General features: G+C 44.8%; 13 protein-coding genes. 8 read left to right on the top strand and 5 right to left on the bottom strand.

All coding sequences use genetic code 11. From position 1 onward, the window contains the following. The first annotated feature begins 207 nt into the window (after positions 1–207). Both FJQ87_RS06695 and FJQ87_RS06690 read left to right on the top strand, forming a co-directional pair. On the top strand, positions 208–1374 hold the full coding sequence (locus tag FJQ87_RS06695; protein ID WP_240778861.1) for an efflux RND transporter periplasmic adaptor subunit: 1167 nt from the start codon (positions 208–210) through the stop codon (positions 1372–1374). After that, positions 1374–4529: a multidrug efflux RND transporter permease subunit gene (locus FJQ87_RS06690; RefSeq protein ID WP_140931751.1), complete on the top strand. Its 3156-nt coding sequence runs from the start codon at positions 1374–1376 to the stop codon at positions 4527–4529. The genes FJQ87_RS06695 and FJQ87_RS06690 overlap by 1 nt, the downstream gene beginning before the upstream one ends. A 462-nt stretch (positions 4530–4991) precedes the next feature. Here FJQ87_RS06690 and FJQ87_RS06685 read toward each other — a convergent pair whose 3' ends face one another. Beyond that, positions 4992–8114, bottom strand: a complete 3123-nt coding sequence (locus tag FJQ87_RS06685) for a transglycosylase domain-containing protein (protein ID WP_240778860.1) — start codon at positions 8112–8114, stop codon at positions 4992–4994. Positions 8115–8702: 588 nt separating this feature from the next. Here FJQ87_RS06685 and pbpG point away from each other — a divergent pair. The 3 genes from pbpG (at position 8703) to FJQ87_RS06670 (ending at position 11359) form a co-directional block, all read left to right on the top strand. Next, entirely contained in the window at positions 8703–9593 is an 891-nt protein-coding gene (gene pbpG / locus FJQ87_RS06680; protein WP_140931749.1) for a D-alanyl-D-alanine endopeptidase, read from the top strand. A 186-nt stretch (positions 9594–9779) separates the two neighbouring features. Next, positions 9780–10253 carry an NYN domain-containing protein gene (locus FJQ87_RS06675; protein WP_140931747.1) on the top strand — a complete coding sequence of 158 codons (474 nt, stop codon included), beginning with the start codon at positions 9780–9782 and terminating at the stop codon, positions 10251–10253. Between the two features lie 110 nt (positions 10254–10363). Continuing rightward, positions 10364–11359: an FUSC family protein gene (locus FJQ87_RS06670; RefSeq protein ID WP_240778859.1), complete on the top strand. Its 996-nt coding sequence runs from the start codon at positions 10364–10366 to the stop codon at positions 11357–11359. Positions 11360–11469: 110 nt separating this feature from the next. Here FJQ87_RS06670 and FJQ87_RS06665 read toward each other — a convergent pair whose 3' ends face one another. The 3 genes from FJQ87_RS06665 to FJQ87_RS06655 all read right to left on the bottom strand — a co-directional run bounded on the left by FJQ87_RS06665 (position 11470) and on the right by FJQ87_RS06655 (position 14351). Next, positions 11470–11901, bottom strand: a complete 432-nt coding sequence (locus FJQ87_RS06665) for an OsmC family protein (RefSeq protein WP_140931745.1) — start codon at positions 11899–11901, stop codon at positions 11470–11472. Between the two features lie 110 nt (positions 11902–12011). Next, positions 12012–13445, bottom strand: coding sequence for a bifunctional diguanylate cyclase/phosphodiesterase (locus tag FJQ87_RS06660; RefSeq protein ID WP_240778858.1), 1434 nt, complete (start codon positions 13443–13445; stop codon positions 12012–12014). Positions 13446–13508: 63 nt separating this feature from the next. After that, positions 13509–14351 carry an HDOD domain-containing protein gene (locus tag FJQ87_RS06655; protein ID WP_140931743.1) on the bottom strand — a complete coding sequence of 281 codons (843 nt, stop codon included), beginning with the start codon at positions 14349–14351 and terminating at the stop codon, positions 13509–13511. A gap of 312 nt (positions 14352–14663) precedes the next feature. Here FJQ87_RS06655 and yegQ point away from each other — a divergent pair, with 312 nt between their 5' ends. From yegQ to FJQ87_RS06640, 3 genes are all read left to right on the top strand, one after another. Beyond that, positions 14664–16016, top strand: a complete 1353-nt coding sequence (yegQ, locus tag FJQ87_RS06650; protein WP_140931741.1) for a tRNA 5-hydroxyuridine modification protein YegQ — start codon at positions 14664–14666, stop codon at positions 16014–16016. Then, on the top strand, positions 16016–16267 hold the full coding sequence (locus FJQ87_RS06645) for a YfhL family 4Fe-4S dicluster ferredoxin (RefSeq protein WP_140931739.1): 252 nt from the start codon (positions 16016–16018) through the stop codon (positions 16265–16267). Before yegQ ends, FJQ87_RS06645 begins: the two co-directional genes overlap by 1 nt. Before the next feature lie 437 nt (positions 16268–16704). Then, positions 16705–16986 carry a hypothetical protein gene (locus tag FJQ87_RS06640; protein ID WP_140931737.1) on the top strand — a complete coding sequence of 94 codons (282 nt, stop codon included), beginning with the start codon at positions 16705–16707 and terminating at the stop codon, positions 16984–16986. A 60-nt stretch (positions 16987–17046) separates the two neighbouring features. Here the strand turns inward: FJQ87_RS06640 and FJQ87_RS06635 are convergent, their stop codons facing one another. Beyond that, the gene (locus FJQ87_RS06635) at positions 17047–17559 is read right to left on the bottom strand and encodes an SCP2 sterol-binding domain-containing protein (protein WP_140931735.1); all 513 of its coding nucleotides are present in this window, start codon (positions 17557–17559) and stop codon (positions 17047–17049) included. Positions 17560–17689: the final 130 nt, after the last annotated feature.

The following is a 17689-nucleotide window of genomic DNA, read 5'->3' as shown; positions in this document are numbered from 1 at the left end:
AAAAACTGCGACCGAAAAACACATTGCCAACGAACGTAAGCAAATACCCTTGCCCACCCACTCATTTAGCCGATCAAGATCACACTTTACCCACAAAACCCAATTTGCTTTACATTGCTTTACCCTATGGCGCGCCAATTTTCTTTACAATAGTGTCACTTAATCCCGATAGTTGGGGACGCTTTGTTCAGGAGAAGTCTGGCTCACATGAAGAAAAATACACTTGCGCTGCTGCTAATAATCTTAGGTATCACAGCCTTAGGCATAACTTATTATGCTAAGGATACGTTATTGGCTAACAGTCAGCCGGCTAAAGGTCAAGGAGCTGAAAAACGTGGCATGTCCGCGGCAGCAGCCAATAAAAAACCGGTAGCCGTTATCACAGCAACTGTGTCGAGCCAGAGTTTAGAGCAACAACTCTCACTCATAGGTAAACTTGAAGCCTATGAATCTGTGTGGGTAGCCCCGCAAATTAGCGGCAAAATAGATAAAGTGCATATTGCTGAAAATCAGCCAGTAAAACCGGGTGATTTACTCATTACTCTTGAAGATAGCCACGTCCGCGCTACGGTTGCAGAAGCAGAAGCCATATTGCACGATGAAGAGCGCAAACTGCGAGACTTTATTAAGCTCAGCAGCAGCTATGCTATTACCCAAAGTGAAATTGATGCCCAGCACGCTCAAGTGGACATTGCCAGCGCCCGCTTAGATGCCGCCAAGAGCAATGCCAATTATCATTATCTGCGCGCGCCATTTGCAGGTCACACAGGCCTCATTGATTTCAGCCCCGGCAAAATGGTGACTGCTGGCGCTGAATTAGTCAGTATTGATAACTTGTCGCGTTTAAAACTTGATATTGCCGTCCCTGAAAAGTATTTATCACAATTATCACTAGGCATGAATATTCAGGCCAGCAGCGCTGCTTGGCCGCAGCAAGCATTTATTGGCACAGTTAAGGCCATCAACCCAAGAATCAATGCCAACACTTTAAACCTGACCTTACGGGTTGAGTTTAACAATCCCGCCAAACAATTAATGCCGGGCATGATGATGCAAGCGCTGCTGACCTTTGCACCGGTTACAGCGCCTGTCATTCCAGTGCAAGCACTAGAATATTCAGGTACTAAGCGCTTTGTGTATGTCGTCAATGACAACCAAGTAGTGAGCCGCGAAGAAGTGATATTAGGTCATAGAGTCGGTGATTCGGTTCTGATTGAATCAGGCCTTAACGTTGGCGATGAAATTGTGGTGCAAGGCTTAGTTAATATGCGCGACGGCTTATCGATTAAGGCATTAGTCCCAGAGCATGAATCAGTAACCGCCGCCAGCCAAAATGCAATTGCGGGCGCCGCCCAAGTGAATGGAGCGAGCTAATGTTACTTTCTGATGTGTCAGTAAAGCGCCCTGTGGTTGCCATAGTGCTATCACTGTTATTGTGCGTATTTGGCTTAGTATCGCTCACAAAACTTGCTGTGCGAGAAATGCCGGACGTTGAAAGCCCTGTCGTGTCGGTCATGACCACCTATAAAGGTGCGTCTGCCAGCATTATTGAAAACCAAATTACCCAAACCCTTGAAGATGAAATCACTGGCATTAGCGGCATAGATGAAATCACCTCTGTCACTCGTAATGGCATGTCGCGCATTACTGTGATTTTTGAGCTTGGATCTGATCTCACCGAAGGCGTGAGTGATGTCAGAGATGCCGTAGCAAGAGCCCAAAGGCGCCTACCAGAATCAGCGGATGACCCCATAGTCTCTAAAGATAATGGCTCCGGAGAGCCTGCTATTTATGTCAATTTGCGCTCTGAAGTCATGGATAGAACTCAGCTCACGGATTACGCCCAGCGCGTCTTAGAAGACAGATTTAACCTCATTAGCGGCGTGAGTTCAGTGAACTTATCCGGCGCCTTATATCAAGTCATGTATGTGCAGTTAAACCCAGTGTTAATGGCTGGGCGCGGCATTACCCCAAGTGATATTAGCGCGGCGCTGCAGCGCGAAAATATTGAAGCGCCCGCAGGCCAAGTTCGCAATGATACCAGCGTAATGTCGGTGCGCACCCAAAGGCTGTATCAAAGCGCGAGCGATTTTGAATATCTGCGGGTGAACCCCAGCAGTAAAGAGCCTGTGTATCTCAAAGATGTCGCCAATGTCTATTTAGGAGCAGAGAATGAAAACTCTACCTATAAAAGCGATGGTGTAGTCAATTTAAGCTTAGGCATAGTGGCGCAGTCTGATGCGAACCCACTCAGCGTGGCGCAAAAGGTTAAGGCGGAAGTTGAGCGCATGCAAAACTACTTGCCTGCTGGTACTGAGCTCAACGTCAATTACGACAGCACTGTCTTTATTAAGCGCTCCATTGAAGAAGTCTATTCCACCTTAGTGGTCACAGGTTTATTAGTAGTCTTGGTCTTGTATCTGTTTATTGGGCAAGCGCGCGCCACCTTAATCCCTGCGGTGACTGTGCCAGTCTCGCTGGTATCTGCCTTTATCGTCACTTATGCCTTAGGCTATTCCATTAACCTGTTAACCTTAATGGCACTGATCTTAGCCATAGGTTTAGTGGTGGATGATGCCATTGTGGTGGTGGAAAACATCTTCCATCACATTGAAAAAGGCAGCCCACCGTTAGTGGCCGCCTTTGAAGGTACCAGAGAAGTGGGCTTTGCGGTTATCGCCACCACAGTAGTGCTAGTGATGGTGTTCTTACCTATCTCCTTTATGGATGGCATGGTTGGTTTATTATTTACTGAGTTTTCGGTGGTGCTAGCGGTAGCTGTGATGTTCTCATCCTTAATCGCCCTCACCTTAACCCCAGTGTTATCTAGCCATTTACTTAAAGCCAATGTCGCGCCCAATCGCCTGACCCAGCGCATTAATCACTCATTTGATCGCTTAGAGCTTAGTTATCAGCGCCTGCTGGCCTATAGCTTACGTTGGCGCTACGGCGCGCCGCTGGTGATTATTTTATGCGTAGTGGGCAGCGTGCTGTTAGCTCAGCAAGTGCCTTCGCAATTAGCGCCCAAGGAAGATAGAGGCGTAGTGTTTGCCTTTGTTAAAGGCGCTGAAGGCACAAGTTATAACCGCATGAGCGCCAATATGGACATAGTCGAAGGCCGCTTAATGCCGCTACTTGATCAAGGGATTTTGCGATCATTCAGCGTGCAAGCCCCAGCCTTTGGTGGCCGCGCTGGCGATCAAACCGGTTTTGTCATCATGTTACTGGAAGACTGGGAAGACAGAGACTTACATGCCGAGCAAGCCTTAGGCGTAATAGCGGGTGCACTTAAAGATATACCCGATGTGCGCGTTTGGCCCATGATGCCTGGGTTTCGTGGTCAATCGAGTGAAGCCGTGCAATTGGTGATTGGCGGCAGTGATTACACTGAGCTGTATCACTGGGCGCAATTGCTGCAACAGCAAGCCATGGATAGCGGCATGATGACAGGCATAGATTTAGATTACGCCGAAACCACGCCTGAATTGATGGTCACGGTAGATAAGCAACGCGCCGCTGAGCTTGGCATCAGTGTGAAAGATATCGCCGACACCTTAGAAATTATGCTAGGTGGCCGCAAAGAAACCACCTTTGTGGAGCGCGGCGAAGAATACGATGTCTATTTGCGCGGCAGTGAAAACAGTTTTAATAATGCCGATTCGCTTAATAGCATTTATTTGCGCAGTCAATTTGGTGATTTAGTCTCACTCAATAACTTAGTGGCGGTCGATGAAGTGGCTTCGGCGCAAAAACTCAGTCACAGCAATAAGCAAAAATCCATCACCCTAAAAGCAAACTTAGCCGAAGGCTACACCTTAGGTCAGGCGCTCGATTTTCTTGATAAACAAGCCATAGAACAATTGCCAGCCGACATTAACATTGGCTATAGCGGTGAATCGAAAGACTATAAAGAAAATCAAAGCAGTATCTTAATAGTGTTTGGTTTAGCGTTATTAGTCGCTTACTTAGTGCTGGCGGCGCAATTTGAAAGCTTTATTAACCCGTTAGTGGTTATGCTCACTGTACCTATGGGGGTGTTTGGTGGCTTCCTTGGTCTGTGGTTTACCTCCCAAGGCATTAATATTTATAGCCAAATTGGCATGATTATGCTGATTGGCATGGTCACCAAAAACGGTATTTTGATTGTCGAATTTGCCAACCAATTAAGAGACAAGGGACTTGCCATTGATGATGCTGTAATTCAAGCCTCAAGCCGCCGTTTACGCCCAATTTTAATGACAGCCTTCACTACGTTAGTGGGCGCTATTCCGCTGATTATCAGCACAGGCGCTGGCGCGGAGAGCCGCATATCAGTTGGCACTGTAGTATTTTTTGGTATGGCCTTTGCGACCTTAGTGAGTTTATTAATTATCCCTGCCATGTACCGCTTAATCTCAGTGCATAGCCACTCACCTGGATTTATTGCCGCTAAACTTGCGCAGGCAATGGCAACGCAAGCCGCTAACAAAGCCGCTGAGTCACAAACGGCAGCGAATCCAGCAGCAGATGCCGTTACTCATAAGAGTTAATCAGCATGGCTGAGGTTTGCCTGGCTTAACTAGCTAAAACCATAAGGTTACACAGGGTCATTGCCACAGCAATGGCCCTTTTTTTCGCCAAGACGATAGGCCTTAGCTTATTCAAGCAGGTCTTACATCAAGCTTAAATAGCCAATCAAAGTAAGTCGGCAGCAACAGTCGATAGCTCGATTGCTCGATAGCTCGATAGCTCGATAGCTCGATAGTCTAATCTGCGTCAAAGCCAAACAATCAGACTATTAAGCCGCCCATATTAACTAGTTATAAAACCCAACATATAAGCAGACGCATAAGTTAAGCCTTAACGTTGGCAAGTTAACTGAGTAGTGCTTTACGTTACTGCACATTGATATCAATAAAAAACGGCCATGAGGCCGTCTTTAAAGGTTAATAGCGCGACATCTGCGTAGTAGCAAGAGTCTGTTAGCTATGAGCTAAAACATCTTAAGGCCACTAAAACACTTCACACATAGATGCCTTAGTCTGCACATAAGGCGCTAAAATCGGCATCATACCTTTCATCACCTGTAGCGGCAGCGCCGAGGTAAAGCTAAAGTCATCGGCTTTAGCGCCCGGTACAAAGGCGGTTAGCGTACCAAAGTAATTATCACCAAGATAAAACACAAAGGTCGCAGTACGGTTCATGGCGGTAGCAGCCTTCTTATTACTCATGGTCATTTGCGTCACAATGCGGTTATCACCAGTACCGGTTTTGCCGCCAATAGGCATAATTTCACCATTTTCGGTCTTAAAGATACCTTTTAAGCGCCGGCCAGTTCCATTTTCAACCACGTTAGTCAGGGCATTTTTAAGGCTAGCGGCGACTTCAGGGCGCATCACTTGCTGACCTGGCACTAATTCAAGCTGACTTTGATGCACTAAGCTCACTTCATAAGGAGTGTTATCGGCAAAATGCAATTGCTTGATACGCACTGTGGGTAAACGCTTACCTTCGTTTTGAATAATTCCCATTAATTCCGCTAAGGCCGCCGGTCTATCCCCCGATGATCCTAAGGCTGAACCTAACGATGGCACCATAGAGTCAAACGGATAGCCCATTTTTACCCAGCGCTGATGAATATCTAAGAAAGCCTCAACTTCTAGCATTACTTGCACGCGCACATCGCGGGCATTCTTATGGCGAGTCTTAAATAGCCAGCGATACACTTCTTGCAATTTCGGCTGACTGGCTTGTCTTACATCGGCAAGCTTTGCCTCAGGGTTTTCATTAAGGTAAGTCAGCACCCATAACTCTAACGGATGTGTGCGGGTGATATAGCCTTGATCTGCCAAGTTAAACTTATCGGGGCCGTACTTGTTGTACAGTGCATTTAACTTAGATTCAGTATATTTCTTCTCAGGCAAACGCTCCGCCAAAAAGGCGGTAAATTGCTCTAGGCTGTTATTGGGTAATAAGTAGCGATAAGCGGCCACCAGTTGCTGCTCAGCCTTAGGCAAACCATCAAACAAGGTTTCAAAGCGCAGCGCTGGTTCTATTTTTTTATACTTACGATAAAAACGGTTAACAAACACTGTGCCTTCACGGGCGGAGAATGCCTTTAAGTATTCTTCACGGCGTGGATCTTTATCGTTTTTAAGCAGTTGCGCTATGCTGCCTTCATTATGAAAACTACTAGTGTAATTGACAATTTCACGCATCAAACGCACAAAAGGTAAGTTGATTGATTGCTGCAGCGCCTCATAAATGGTCGGGTTTTTAGAGTTTTCTTCACGCTTAAAGTTATTAAACACATGTAAGCCGCCGCCAGTAAAAAAGCGTTCATTGGGCGAGGCCGAATAATGGCGCTGCATGGCCGCATTTAAGGTGGCGGTTAAGCTTTTATCTTGCGCCGTTAATAAGTAATCCACCACCCAACGGGTAATGCGGTCTTTAGCTTCAATTTCTATGTTCATGAGCGCACTGCGCCCCATAGGGGTTAAGCGCTCATGCAGTTCTGCCACTATATCTAAGTAAGTGGCCAGCACCCGTAATTTAGCGGTTGAGCCCAATTCAAGCTTACTGCTTTCATTAATATCAAAGGGTTGATTAGAGCTATCGGTTTGCACCCGTACTTGATTAGCCTCAGGCGTGCTCTCATACAAGGTAAAGCTGTAGACCACGTTACTGAGCTGACCTGGGGTTAGCAATTTTTCACCGAGCAGCCCCACAGCTTCAGCATTAGGCGCCTTGGCTAAGCCAGTTAAGTATTGACTGACTTGTAACTGTAAGTCGCCTTGCAAGGTGCTGTAGACATCAAGGTCAGTTCTATCAAGATCGTACAAGCTAGTATTTAACATACTGCCAGTGCGGATACGTATACTGTTAACGCCTTTGTCGGTAGTGATTTGCGGACGTTTCTTATTTTTAAAATCATTAAATTGTAAGCGTTGCTCAAGTGCCACTGTGGTTAACTCAGACTCAACTAATGAGGCGCGGCCTAACAAGCGAATATGGCTATCCACAAGGCGCTCTAAATCTTCATGACCATGGAGCAAGTAATACGATGGGCGGCGCTGAGCAATCATTAATGCCACGATTTGCCGGAACACTTGCCCGCGCGCCGCGGCATTACTAGGTGTTTGCTCTTGTAACAGTAAGGCATTGGCCTGATTAAAATCCGTGCCAAACCAAGCCCATAAACCATCGCCGACGCCATGCACTTCACCATGAATAGGCGCAGATGATAACGGTACTGTATTTAAATAATCTTGCACAATGCGCGCCCGCGCTGGCGCAGTTTCTTCGCCTTGCTGATAGACCCGCACGCTGGCCGAACCAATCTGCAGCAACTTATCTTGAATGCTTGAAGTAAGGCCATGCTCAGAATGACGGAACTTCTCAATTTGAGTAGCTAAGGTACTGCCCCCTGCGGTTGAGACATTTAAGCCCATCATTTCAGCAATTTGACTAAAGCCTGCGACCACAAATCGCGGCCAGTCAATGACAGGATTGAGGTGCGGTTCACTTGTCCATAATTCTCTATTTTCAATAAAGAGGAGAGTATTAATGACCTGCAGCGGTATGGTTTCGCCATCTTGATAAACCCGTTTTGGATAGGCAAAACTGTAGACTTGATCGAGTTTACAATCCATTAAGGTTAACCCTGATTGGGCTTTTTCATGGTAAGGCGGGAAGAATCCTAACTGAGTGTATTGGATTAACTCTGGCGAAAACGTAGTTTGATAAGTCACGCGGAAATTACGCTCATGCAAGCGTTTTAAATATTCAGGTAATTTAGTGTAACCATGGCGATGATCAAAGGGACCATAACTTGGATAGATCACATTATCACTAGGCTTATCTTGCACTTCATAAGTCAATCGCGTCGCGAATTTATGGATAAATTGGCTTTGATAATGTGAGGTTGTTACCTCAAAAAAAACCAACGCACTGAGTGCCAGCAAGAGTAGGAACAGCAAAAAGCCCAGATAACTGCGCTTACGGGACGTTCGCGCCGCTTTTTTTGGGGGTTTAGCTGGCTTAGGCCCACTGGCCTTTGGCTGTTCACTTTGATGGTAACCAAATCGCGCATCGCGAGTATTGTCGAAGTCCATCTCATTCTTTAGGTTACGCAAACATCACTCCACAAACTTAACATGCCATCAAAAGACTTAGTGTTTTACAGCAAGAAAAGCGTCACTCTTAATCACATTTGAGCTGACGCGCTGTTAACAGTGAACAATAAAAAGACATTTAGCTTAAAAATCAACTTTATAAATGCAATATCTAAAAACAAAGACTAACAAAATTCACAAAGACACACAATGAATCCACCACAAAATTCCGCACCAACAACATTAACCTTCAAATCCCACACAAATCATATTCAAGCCAGCAAACCCGCGCCAGTGCACAATTTAAGCACTTTAGTTATTGCTAACCCAAAAAGGTATAGCAGTACTAGCATTTGCCATAAGCAGCCACTAACACTTAGGTGTTATAGCTGTAGTTATAACCATTATCTTTCAGTGCATTAGCAGCTGTTGTTTAACACATTTATTTTACACCAACCTCTTGTTTAACCAGATTTTTACATTAAGCTACCTTATACTTTAGTTTTAGAATCTCAATCATTTGCTAATGGCTGACTCATAATGACCTCATACCGCACTCCTTGTTTATCATCTCAATGGCTCTCACCGTGGTTGGCTAGGTCACTTAGCATGCTAGTCATAATGGTATTTTTTAACATGCTAGTCGCAAGCCCAAGTGTGGCGGCAAGCAAGCAAAGCACGCCGAAATCGCAGCAAGAAGTCGCCTCGGTGAGCGCTATGCTGGTTGATCTTGATACTAATGAAGTGCTCTATTCCAGCAATCCCAATTTAGTCATGCCCATTGCCTCGGTCACTAAGTTAATGACCGCCATAGTGGTGTTAGATGCCAAATTAGATTTAGATGAAAAGCTCAATATCCACATCAAAGAAACCAAGGAGATGAAAGGGGTTTATTCGCGAGTGAAGATTGGCAGCGTACTCTCGCGCCGTGACATGTTATTGCTGACCATGATGTCATCTGAAAATCGCGCCGCGGCTAGCTTAGCGCATCATTATCCTGGTGGGTATAAGGCCTTTATTAAGGCCATGAATGCAAAGGCAAAAGCCTTAGGAATGAAGAGCACTCGCTACGTCGAACCCACAGGTTTATCGCCTAAAAACGTCTCTAGCGCCAATGATTTAGTGCGACTATTGAAAGCCAGTAAGCACTATCCCTTGATAGGAAAATTAAGCTCAACCCCAAACAAAACCGTCTCTTTTACTAGCCCAAGATATAAGTTGGTATTTAATAACACTAATCGCTTAGTGAAAAACGCGGGCTGGAATGTGCACTTAACCAAAACTGGTTTTACTAATGCCGCAGGTCATTGTTTAGTAATGCGCACTGAAATGGATAAACGCCAAGTTGCATTTGTGGTACTTGATGCCCATGGCAAGTTAACCCATATTGCCGATGCCAACCGCCTCAAAAAATGGTTAGAAACAGGCAAAGCGACCCCTATTCCTAAAGCCGCTAAGCAATATAAACAGCAGCGTATGCGCCGCGTCTCATCAAGCTAAATCGGCTTGCCCATTAAGAGGTTACATTAAGAAGCTATTACAGTAAGAATTAAGAGCCGCTTAATTCTGTACTGGTCAAACGCTGCCATAAGCTTGTTGATTTTTATCCATAAATAGTAAGGATAATCAGAACCTACCATGAATATGATATAGTCAAACTAGGTTTTACCTTTTAGAGTTTCCTTCTTGAAAAAAATCGCCATTTTTGTGGATGTACAAAACATTTATTACACCTGCCGCGAGGCCTATGGTCGGCAATTTAATTACCGCCATTTCTGGCAGCTTATTAGCGCGCAAGGACAAATTGATATTGCTTATGCCTATGCGATTGATAGCGGCAATGACGGCCAAATAAAATTTCAAGAAGCGCTCAAACATATTGGCTTTGAGGTTAAGCTCAAACCCTTTATTCAGCGCAGTGATGGTTCGGCTAAGGGGGACTGGGATGTCGGCATTACTATCGATATCATGGAAGCGGCATCACAGGTTGACCAAGTGATTTTACTGTCTGGCGATGGTGATTTTGATCGCTTGCTGACTCACATACACAATAAATACGCGACCGATACTCAAGTGTATGGAGTGCCAAGTTTAACGGCCCACTCACTCATTAATGCCAGTCAGCAGTTTCATCCTATTACCGCTGCACTGCTACTTTAATTGCACATTAACCATATTCATCAAGATTAAATTTTTGCTATGCCGCTAGATTTTACTCAGCACAGCCCTGTCCACCTCCTATACTGGCGCATTAACCATAGGGGGTTTTAGTGTTAACTCGACCAAATTACGATGAGTGGATCCGCGGCGGCGTCTTTGCTTTAGCTATGGGCTTACCTTTGCTGCTTGGCCATCAACTTAAGATGGAGCAATTTGCCTTTGTCGCGCTTGGTGCCATGTTTGCCTTACGCTTAGATCCGCGCCGCCGCCCGCAACGACAAGCCCTTGCTATTGTTGGCGGTATGTCGCTGATGATCTTGGCTGGCATGCTTGGGGTATTATTAGTGGGCCATAAAGAACTCGCCATGGCAGCACTTGTCATCATAGGGTTTTTAGCTGGCCAACCCACAGCCGAGCAAGCCTATTTAAGTTTGTTAGGGAAATTTACCGCAGCGGCGCTATTACTGGCTGAAATGGGATTACCTGCGACCTTGACAACTGCCATGGCCTATTTGGCTGGAGCATTTTTAGCGCTCGGATTAACCTTGTTGCAGCAATGGCTGCTGCCATCGGATGCCACTGAGTGGTCACCCAGTGATGAATGGCATCATATCTTAGCGGGCGACACTAACGGGCCGCTGTTTGGCTTTACGTTACCAATTACCATTTTGCTTGCCATGCTATCAGCCCAGTGGCTACATGCCGAGCATGCGGCTTGGGTAGGATTAACCGTATTATTTGTCATGCACGTGAATGATGCCAGCACTTGGATTAAAGTGCGTCAACGTATCCTTGGCACCCTGCTTGGGGTTGGCATCACTTATTTGATTATTATTGGCCTACCCAGTAATGCCTTAGTCGCCTTAGTCATGCTGCTTGCCATCATAATGCCAACTTGCTTACGTCAGAGTTATGCCGCCTTTAGCTGCGTCATCACTATCATAGTGTTGGTGATTGTCGACTTAGCCATGCTGAATCAAGGCGGAGATGAATACCTTATCCGCTGGCGCTTGTTTGATACCTTAATTGGCTGCGCTTGGGTGGCGCTCAGTTTAATCTTGCTGCGATTGGGTAAGGCGTGGTGGCCAAAGAAGATTAAACCTTAAGATTCAGGCTTGAGTGACTACCCATCTAAAACACACATGGCGACCTAAGGTCGCCATGCAATAATAACGCGCGGGTTAAGCTATAAAGCTGTCGCCTCAATCCTCAATCCTCAAGCTTCAACCGCACTATGAGTCACTAAGGTTGGATGCAATAAGTTGTCATGCACTGGGCAGCGATGACACACTCTATCTAAAAATGCTGATTTTTCAGCATCAGTTAAATCCGCATCAATAACCGCTTCAATATTAATATGTTTAAAGCCCACCGGATCATCCGTGGCTTGGCCTAACAAACCTGCTGGATTCATTACGCCCTTCACTTGAATGTCGATGGCACGTAAATCAATTTTTTCATCGCGCGCTGTCATTTTGGCAATGGCAGAAATACAGCCAGCGAGTGAGAATAAAAAGGTTTCTAGAGGATTGGCGCCTTCGTTAGTTGCCGTCGGTTGGTCAATCACTAAGGTATGCTCGCGCACTTGCGCTGTTACTTTCCAGCCAGCGCCCATGTGAGTGCTTACTTCTACAATTTTTTCAGCCATAATAATACCTTGAATACTTGAGGTTTAATGTACTTAATCTTGGCTAGACATCAGATTTATGAGAAAAATCTAATGAATTGACTAGATAGTCTCAAAGCCAGATTTTAGAGTCAAGAAATCTTCATTTTGGTTTGCAAAGATTGCCAGTAGCTTTCAAGTTCTACGGCAGTAAGTGGCGAGCTAAACCATTGACCTTGAATTTTATCCGCCCCCATATCGACTAATACGTCCCAAACCGCTTGAGTTTCAACCCCTTCCACTGTCACCGCAAATCCCAATTGTTTGGCCAATTGAATACTGGTTTCTAAAATGGCGGCGCCATGAGGGTCACACAGAACATCTTGCAAGAAAGCTCTATCGATTTTGACTTCATCCACTGGCAAATGCTTTAAATAGGCTAATGAAGAGTAACCAGTACCAAAGTCATCGATGGCCAATTGCACACCAATGCCCCGTAGGCGATTCAAGACTTCTAAGGTTTTATCAATATCGGCCATCAAATGACTTTCGGTGATTTCAATCATAATGTGGCGCGGCGATACCCCGCGTTTAACTAAGCTCACCAATAAGTCTTGGGACAGGCTCAAGTTATCCAGATCGCGAGTGGACAAGTTAACCGCCACTTGCACATCAAGCCCAGTTTGCTGCCAGCGTTGTTGCTGCAATATCACTTGCTCAAGCGCCCATTCACTGATCAATTCAATCATGCCTGTATATTCAGCTAAAGGAATAAACTCAGCGGGCGATACTTGGCCTAACACTGGATGGTTCCAGCGCAATAAAGCCTCTACCTGATTACAGCATTGCTGCCGTAAATCCCACTTGGGCTGGTACACCAAGTAGCAAGCATTGCTGATTAATCCCTTAGGTAAATCGTGAATAAGTTGCAACTCGCGTTGTTGTAATTGATCCATCCCAGTTTGATAGACGAACAGTTTATCGCGGCTGACGCGCGCCTGTTTTAAGGTTAAATCAAGACGACGCAGCATCACACTCACATCATGATGATGCTCAGATAATTCAAGGTAGCCAAGCTGGAGTTTTAATACTATGGGAGTGCCATTAATGGCAAACGGCAGCTGTAAGTCATGGCGTAATTCTTTAATGGTTTCAAGCGCCATGGGCTGATTAAAGTAAATTAAAAACTCATCACCATCAAGCCGTGCTGTGATTTCGCTGTTGCTAGTTAACTTGGCTAAGCGCTCACTGAACGCCTTAATCAAACGATCACCAAAATCAAAACCAAATAAATCATTAACATAACGAAACCGGTAAATATCGAGTAAAACCAACACGCCAGTCATTATTGGCATACGCGTCATTAAATGACGTTTAAGGCCTAAACGATTAGTAAGCCCAGTTAACTTATCAATGCCTGGCAGTTCATGGCGATTATTTAGTAGCTCATCGACACGCAACAGTAACTCGTTATCTTCCTGGGTAAACTCACGCGTATGACTCAGAGTTTGGCTGGGAATACGCTGCAATTTACGATGAAGCAAAGCAACTAAATCACCATAGTATGTATTTTTGTTAGATTGCAACCAGCACAATCCAATGAGTGCCACTATGACCACTACTAAGGGCAGGATCATCCACACAAGGATTTACTCATAGCTTTGTTTAATAGATTCATATAATTGCACAAAGCTTTCATCTTGTAATTCCTCTTCGCTCACAGGTAAACCTCGTTCAACATAAGCATCCATGCGTTGCTTAAATTGCTCACCTGCTCGCAATTCTCCAGTATAAAATGCGCCAGCACGGATAAAGTCGATATAAGAGATAGTGCTAGAGTTGTAACTTAAATCTGACCAACGCGAGACCACTTCCATCACTTCTTCAGAAAATTCCCAGGATGACAGTACTGAACGGCCTATCGGCCCTTGTAACTTCTTAACCACTTGGCGCAATTTATCAATATCATCAAACAACTCAGGATCGGCTTCAGCTTCGGTCAAAATAGGTAAAGCGCCAATATTGTGGACTAACCCAGCTAACGTCATAGTATCGACATTAAAGCCTTGTTTTCCATGTTTACTTTGATACCGATGGAGAATGGCGCAAGATGCAGCTGTCACATTAATCGAGGTTTGCCAGACTTCATCCATCACTTCCCACACCATTTCATTGGTAGAAATAAACAGCTGTTCCATGGCGATTGAGGTGGCAATAGCGCGAATTTGTTGTAAACCAATACGATTAACCGCACCGTTAATATTATCCACCGCCAGCCCGCGGCTATATAAAGCACTATTAGCAATCTTGATAAGCCTGGCACTAATTGCCGCATCTTGGCCTATCACTTCCGCTACTTGTTTAAGGCTGCTATCACTGCGCGCTGTCACTTCTTGGACACGCATTGCGACTTCAGGCAAGGTAGGTAACACCAAAGTATCATCTTTAAGTTTGCGCAATAACCGCACTAATAGTTGCTGTTCAATCGACATGTAACGTCCTCTGTTACGGCTTCCTCCCTGAATTATATCAGCAATAAAGCAGTAGATTTCAGCAATTGACTGCATTTTATTAATATTCACTCAACACTTACAACAAATGCAGCGCGGGCGCGGCTATCTTGCGCCTTAGTCGTTCAGCTTTCGGTGTTATATTTGCATCAAGGGAGTATCATTGAGTAAAATGCCCGCCCTATCACAGTAGCCTCAGTTTCAGTCGTCACTAGCTTGCTTATGCCTGTAACCCTCTACTATTGATATTCTCGGGTCCAAGATCCGCCAGCACTAACCCTATTGAGAGTGATTATGTTTAAACCAGAACTTTTGTCCCCTGCCGGGACACTGAAAAACATGCGTTACGCCTTCGCCTATGGAGCCGACGCCGTTTATGCAGGGCAACCAAGATATAGCCTTAGAGTTCGCAATAATGACTTCAAGATGGAGAACCTGGCTCAAGGCATTCAAGAAGCTCATTCGTTAGGGAAAAAATTATATGTGGTGAGCAACATTGCTCCTCACAATGCCAAGCTGAAAACTTATATCAAGGACATGGAACCTGTTGTGGCTATGAAGCCAGACGCCATTATCATGTCAGATCCTGGCTTGATTATGATGGCCAGAGAAGCCTTCCCTGATCAAGTGGTGCATTTATCAGTGCAGGCCAATGCCATTAACTGGGCATCGGTTAAGTTTTGGCAAACCCAAGGCATTAAGCGCGTGATCTTATCGCGTGAATTGTCTTTAGATGAAATTGAAGAAATTCGCCAACGCTGCCCAGATATTGAGCTCGAAGTATTCGTGCACGGCGCCTTATGTATGGCGTATTCAGGCCGCTGCTTATTATCTGGCTATATCAATAAGCGTGACCCTAACCAAGGCACTTGCACTAATGCTTGCCGCTGGAAATACGACATCCATGATGCCAAGCAAGATGATAGCGGCGATATCGTTGCCATTCACCCAGCATCAACCTTAGGTGAAGGTCAGCCAAGCGATAACATGTATCTGCTGCAAGAATCAGGTCGCCCTGGCGAATATATGCCAGCGTTTGAAGATGAGCACGGCACTTACATCATGAACTCAAAAGACTTGCGTGCAATTCAACACGTAGAGCGTTTGACTAAGATGGGTATCGACTCACTTAAAATTGAAGGCCGCACTAAGTCTTTCTATTATGTTGCCCGTACAGCACAGCTATATCGACAAGCTATTGATGATGCCTGCGCTGGTCGCAACTTTGATGGCAGCTTAATGGCTCGCTTAGAAGGCTTAGCACATCGCGGTTATACCGAAGGCTTCTTGCGTCGTCACGTGCATGATGAATATCAAAATTATGACTATGGCCACTCTATTAGTGATAGCCAGCAATTTGTCGGTGAGTTCACGGGCAAACGCAACGATCAAGGCATGGCTGAAATCGATGTGAAAAACAAATTTGTGCTTGGCGATAGCGTTGAATTAATGACACCCCAAGGCAATATCAATTTAACCTTAGATAGTCTGTTAAACCGTAAAGGTGAAGCGGTTGAGGCTGGGTTAGGTTCAGGACACATGGTGTATATGCCAGTGCCGAATGATTTTGATATTGAAAAAGGCATATTACTGCGCAATTTACCTGAAGGTATGGATACTCGTAATCCACATAAGGTCCAAGAGTAATGGCATTAATCATCGACGACTCTTGTATCAACTGTGATATGTGTGAGCCTGAGTGTCCGAATCAGGCCATTGCTATGGGTGAGGAGATCTATGAGATAGATCCCGACCTCTGCACTGAATGCGTTGGCCATTATGATAAACCGACTTGTGTATCTGTGTGCCCGATTGATTGCATCGACCCAGACTCAACGCGCGTTGAGTCTCAAGATGAGTTATTACTCAAATACGCCCGCATTACTGGTAAACATTAAGTCAGATTTTTTGCATAACTAAGCCCTCTCGAGGGCTTTTTTTGTAGCTATAATTAGCAAATTCGCTCGCGCCAACGGTTAATTTTATTGATCTTGCTCACAAATGTGCGAATATTAATCATAGGAGTTAAGGGCTAATTTAAGCGGGAATGCTATGAAATGTCGACTAATGCTGGCGTGGGCGTTATTACTATCAAGTGCAACATGTCTGCTAACTATCTTGGCTGACCAAATATTTTTCAATCAATTACCGAGTATTGACCCCGTTGGAATAGTTATTTTAGTGTTAATTGTTTTAGTCAATGGCGTGCGGATAACAACCAGTAAGCGGCTGATGTTACCGCAACAGTGAGTTTTTGCAGGGAATAAAATGTGAGCATATTAAGTATTTATTCACTAAAATAACCTCACTTTATTAGAGAGAACTGGAGACACCCATGGCGAAATTCACTAAGCCTTTATTGTTATTAACGACTTTAATTAGCGGTACTTTACTGGCTAATGAGCAAACGCCGCAAACTTCGCACACCGAAAACGTTAAGCGTAAAGGTCAGCAGCAGCACGACAGACATGTAGAACAAGTCAAAAGTTTGGTTGTTATTGAAGAAATCATAGTCATAGATGACGCTAAGGTTAAACGTAAAGGCGAGCAGCAGCATTTGCGTCAACTGCACTCGGCGAAAGGGACTGCAAGCCATACCCCTAAAGTCGTTGAATAATTTATAGTTTGGCGTTAATCATTCAGTTTAACGCCAAATGATGTAGCGCCCTTAATGCCTTTATAAATACGCGTGTTCAATCCCAGCTTGCGCTTCTAGAGATAACAACACTGCCGTCAGCGCCAAAATCCCTTGTTTCAATGCCATGGGCTGCGAGTCCAGCTCTAAACTCATCAATAAATTTTTCACGGCTAAACCATATTCAGTGTTGCCTTGCATTGATAATTTTTGCTGGAAAAACAAAGTGTCAGGATCTTCTTTGGCGGCCAATATTAATAATAATTCACGGCTGTTAGCACTAAAAAATACATCCGCGTCACCACTTTGCTGGATAGTAAAATCGCCATGGTAAGTCACCACAAAGTTAAGATCTAAGTCGCGTACAGTCACGCCCACAGGTCGATTGCGCAAAAAAGATAATTCCTGCGGGTTAAACTGGCGACTAACGCTTAACGATAATAAGCGCGCGATTATTTTGGCTTTAAGGGCAAATGGCACGACTTTCATCGGTAATGACAAGGCATTAGGAGCCAAAGATAACAGTCTCTTTGCAACTTGCTCGCTGACAAACATAGGGGATCTCCAAACTAAATAGCTAGGCAGTTTACCTGAGCTTAATACAAGTATTCCTGTTTTAAATCAAACATCTGAATGTTAAAGCCTTTTACACTAAGTTTCATTTCTCCCAAGCCTATTAATTAGG

This window comes from Shewanella sp. SNU WT4, from assembly GCF_006494715.1.
GTDB lineage: Bacteria > Pseudomonadota > Gammaproteobacteria > Enterobacterales > Shewanellaceae > Shewanella.
Note: the sequence above shows the minus strand (reverse complement) of the source record. Positions and strands in the feature narration are given on the sequence as shown.

Coding starts and splice junctions, on each gene's coding strand:
- FJQ87_RS06695 (WP_240778861.1), top strand. CDS start 208: ATGAAGAAAAATACACTTGCGCTGCTGCTAATAATCTTAGGTATCACA.
- FJQ87_RS06690 (WP_140931751.1), top strand. CDS start 1,374: ATGTTACTTTCTGATGTGTCAGTAAAGCGCCCTGTGGTTGCCATAGTG.
- pbpG (WP_140931749.1), top strand. CDS start 8,703: ATGCTAGTCATAATGGTATTTTTTAACATGCTAGTCGCAAGCCCAAGT.
- FJQ87_RS06665 (WP_140931745.1), bottom strand. CDS start 11,901: ATGGCTGAAAAAATTGTAGAAGTAAGCACTCACATGGGCGCTGGCTGG.
- FJQ87_RS06655 (WP_140931743.1), bottom strand. CDS start 14,351: ATGTCGATTGAACAGCAACTATTAGTGCGGTTATTGCGCAAACTTAAA.
- yegQ (WP_140931741.1), top strand. CDS start 14,664: ATGTTTAAACCAGAACTTTTGTCCCCTGCCGGGACACTGAAAAACATG.
- FJQ87_RS06645 (WP_140931739.1), top strand. CDS start 16,016: ATGGCATTAATCATCGACGACTCTTGTATCAACTGTGATATGTGTGAG.
- FJQ87_RS06640 (WP_140931737.1), top strand. CDS start 16,705: ATGGCGAAATTCACTAAGCCTTTATTGTTATTAACGACTTTAATTAGC.
- FJQ87_RS06635 (WP_140931735.1), bottom strand. CDS start 17,559: ATGTTTGTCAGCGAGCAAGTTGCAAAGAGACTGTTATCTTTGGCTCCT.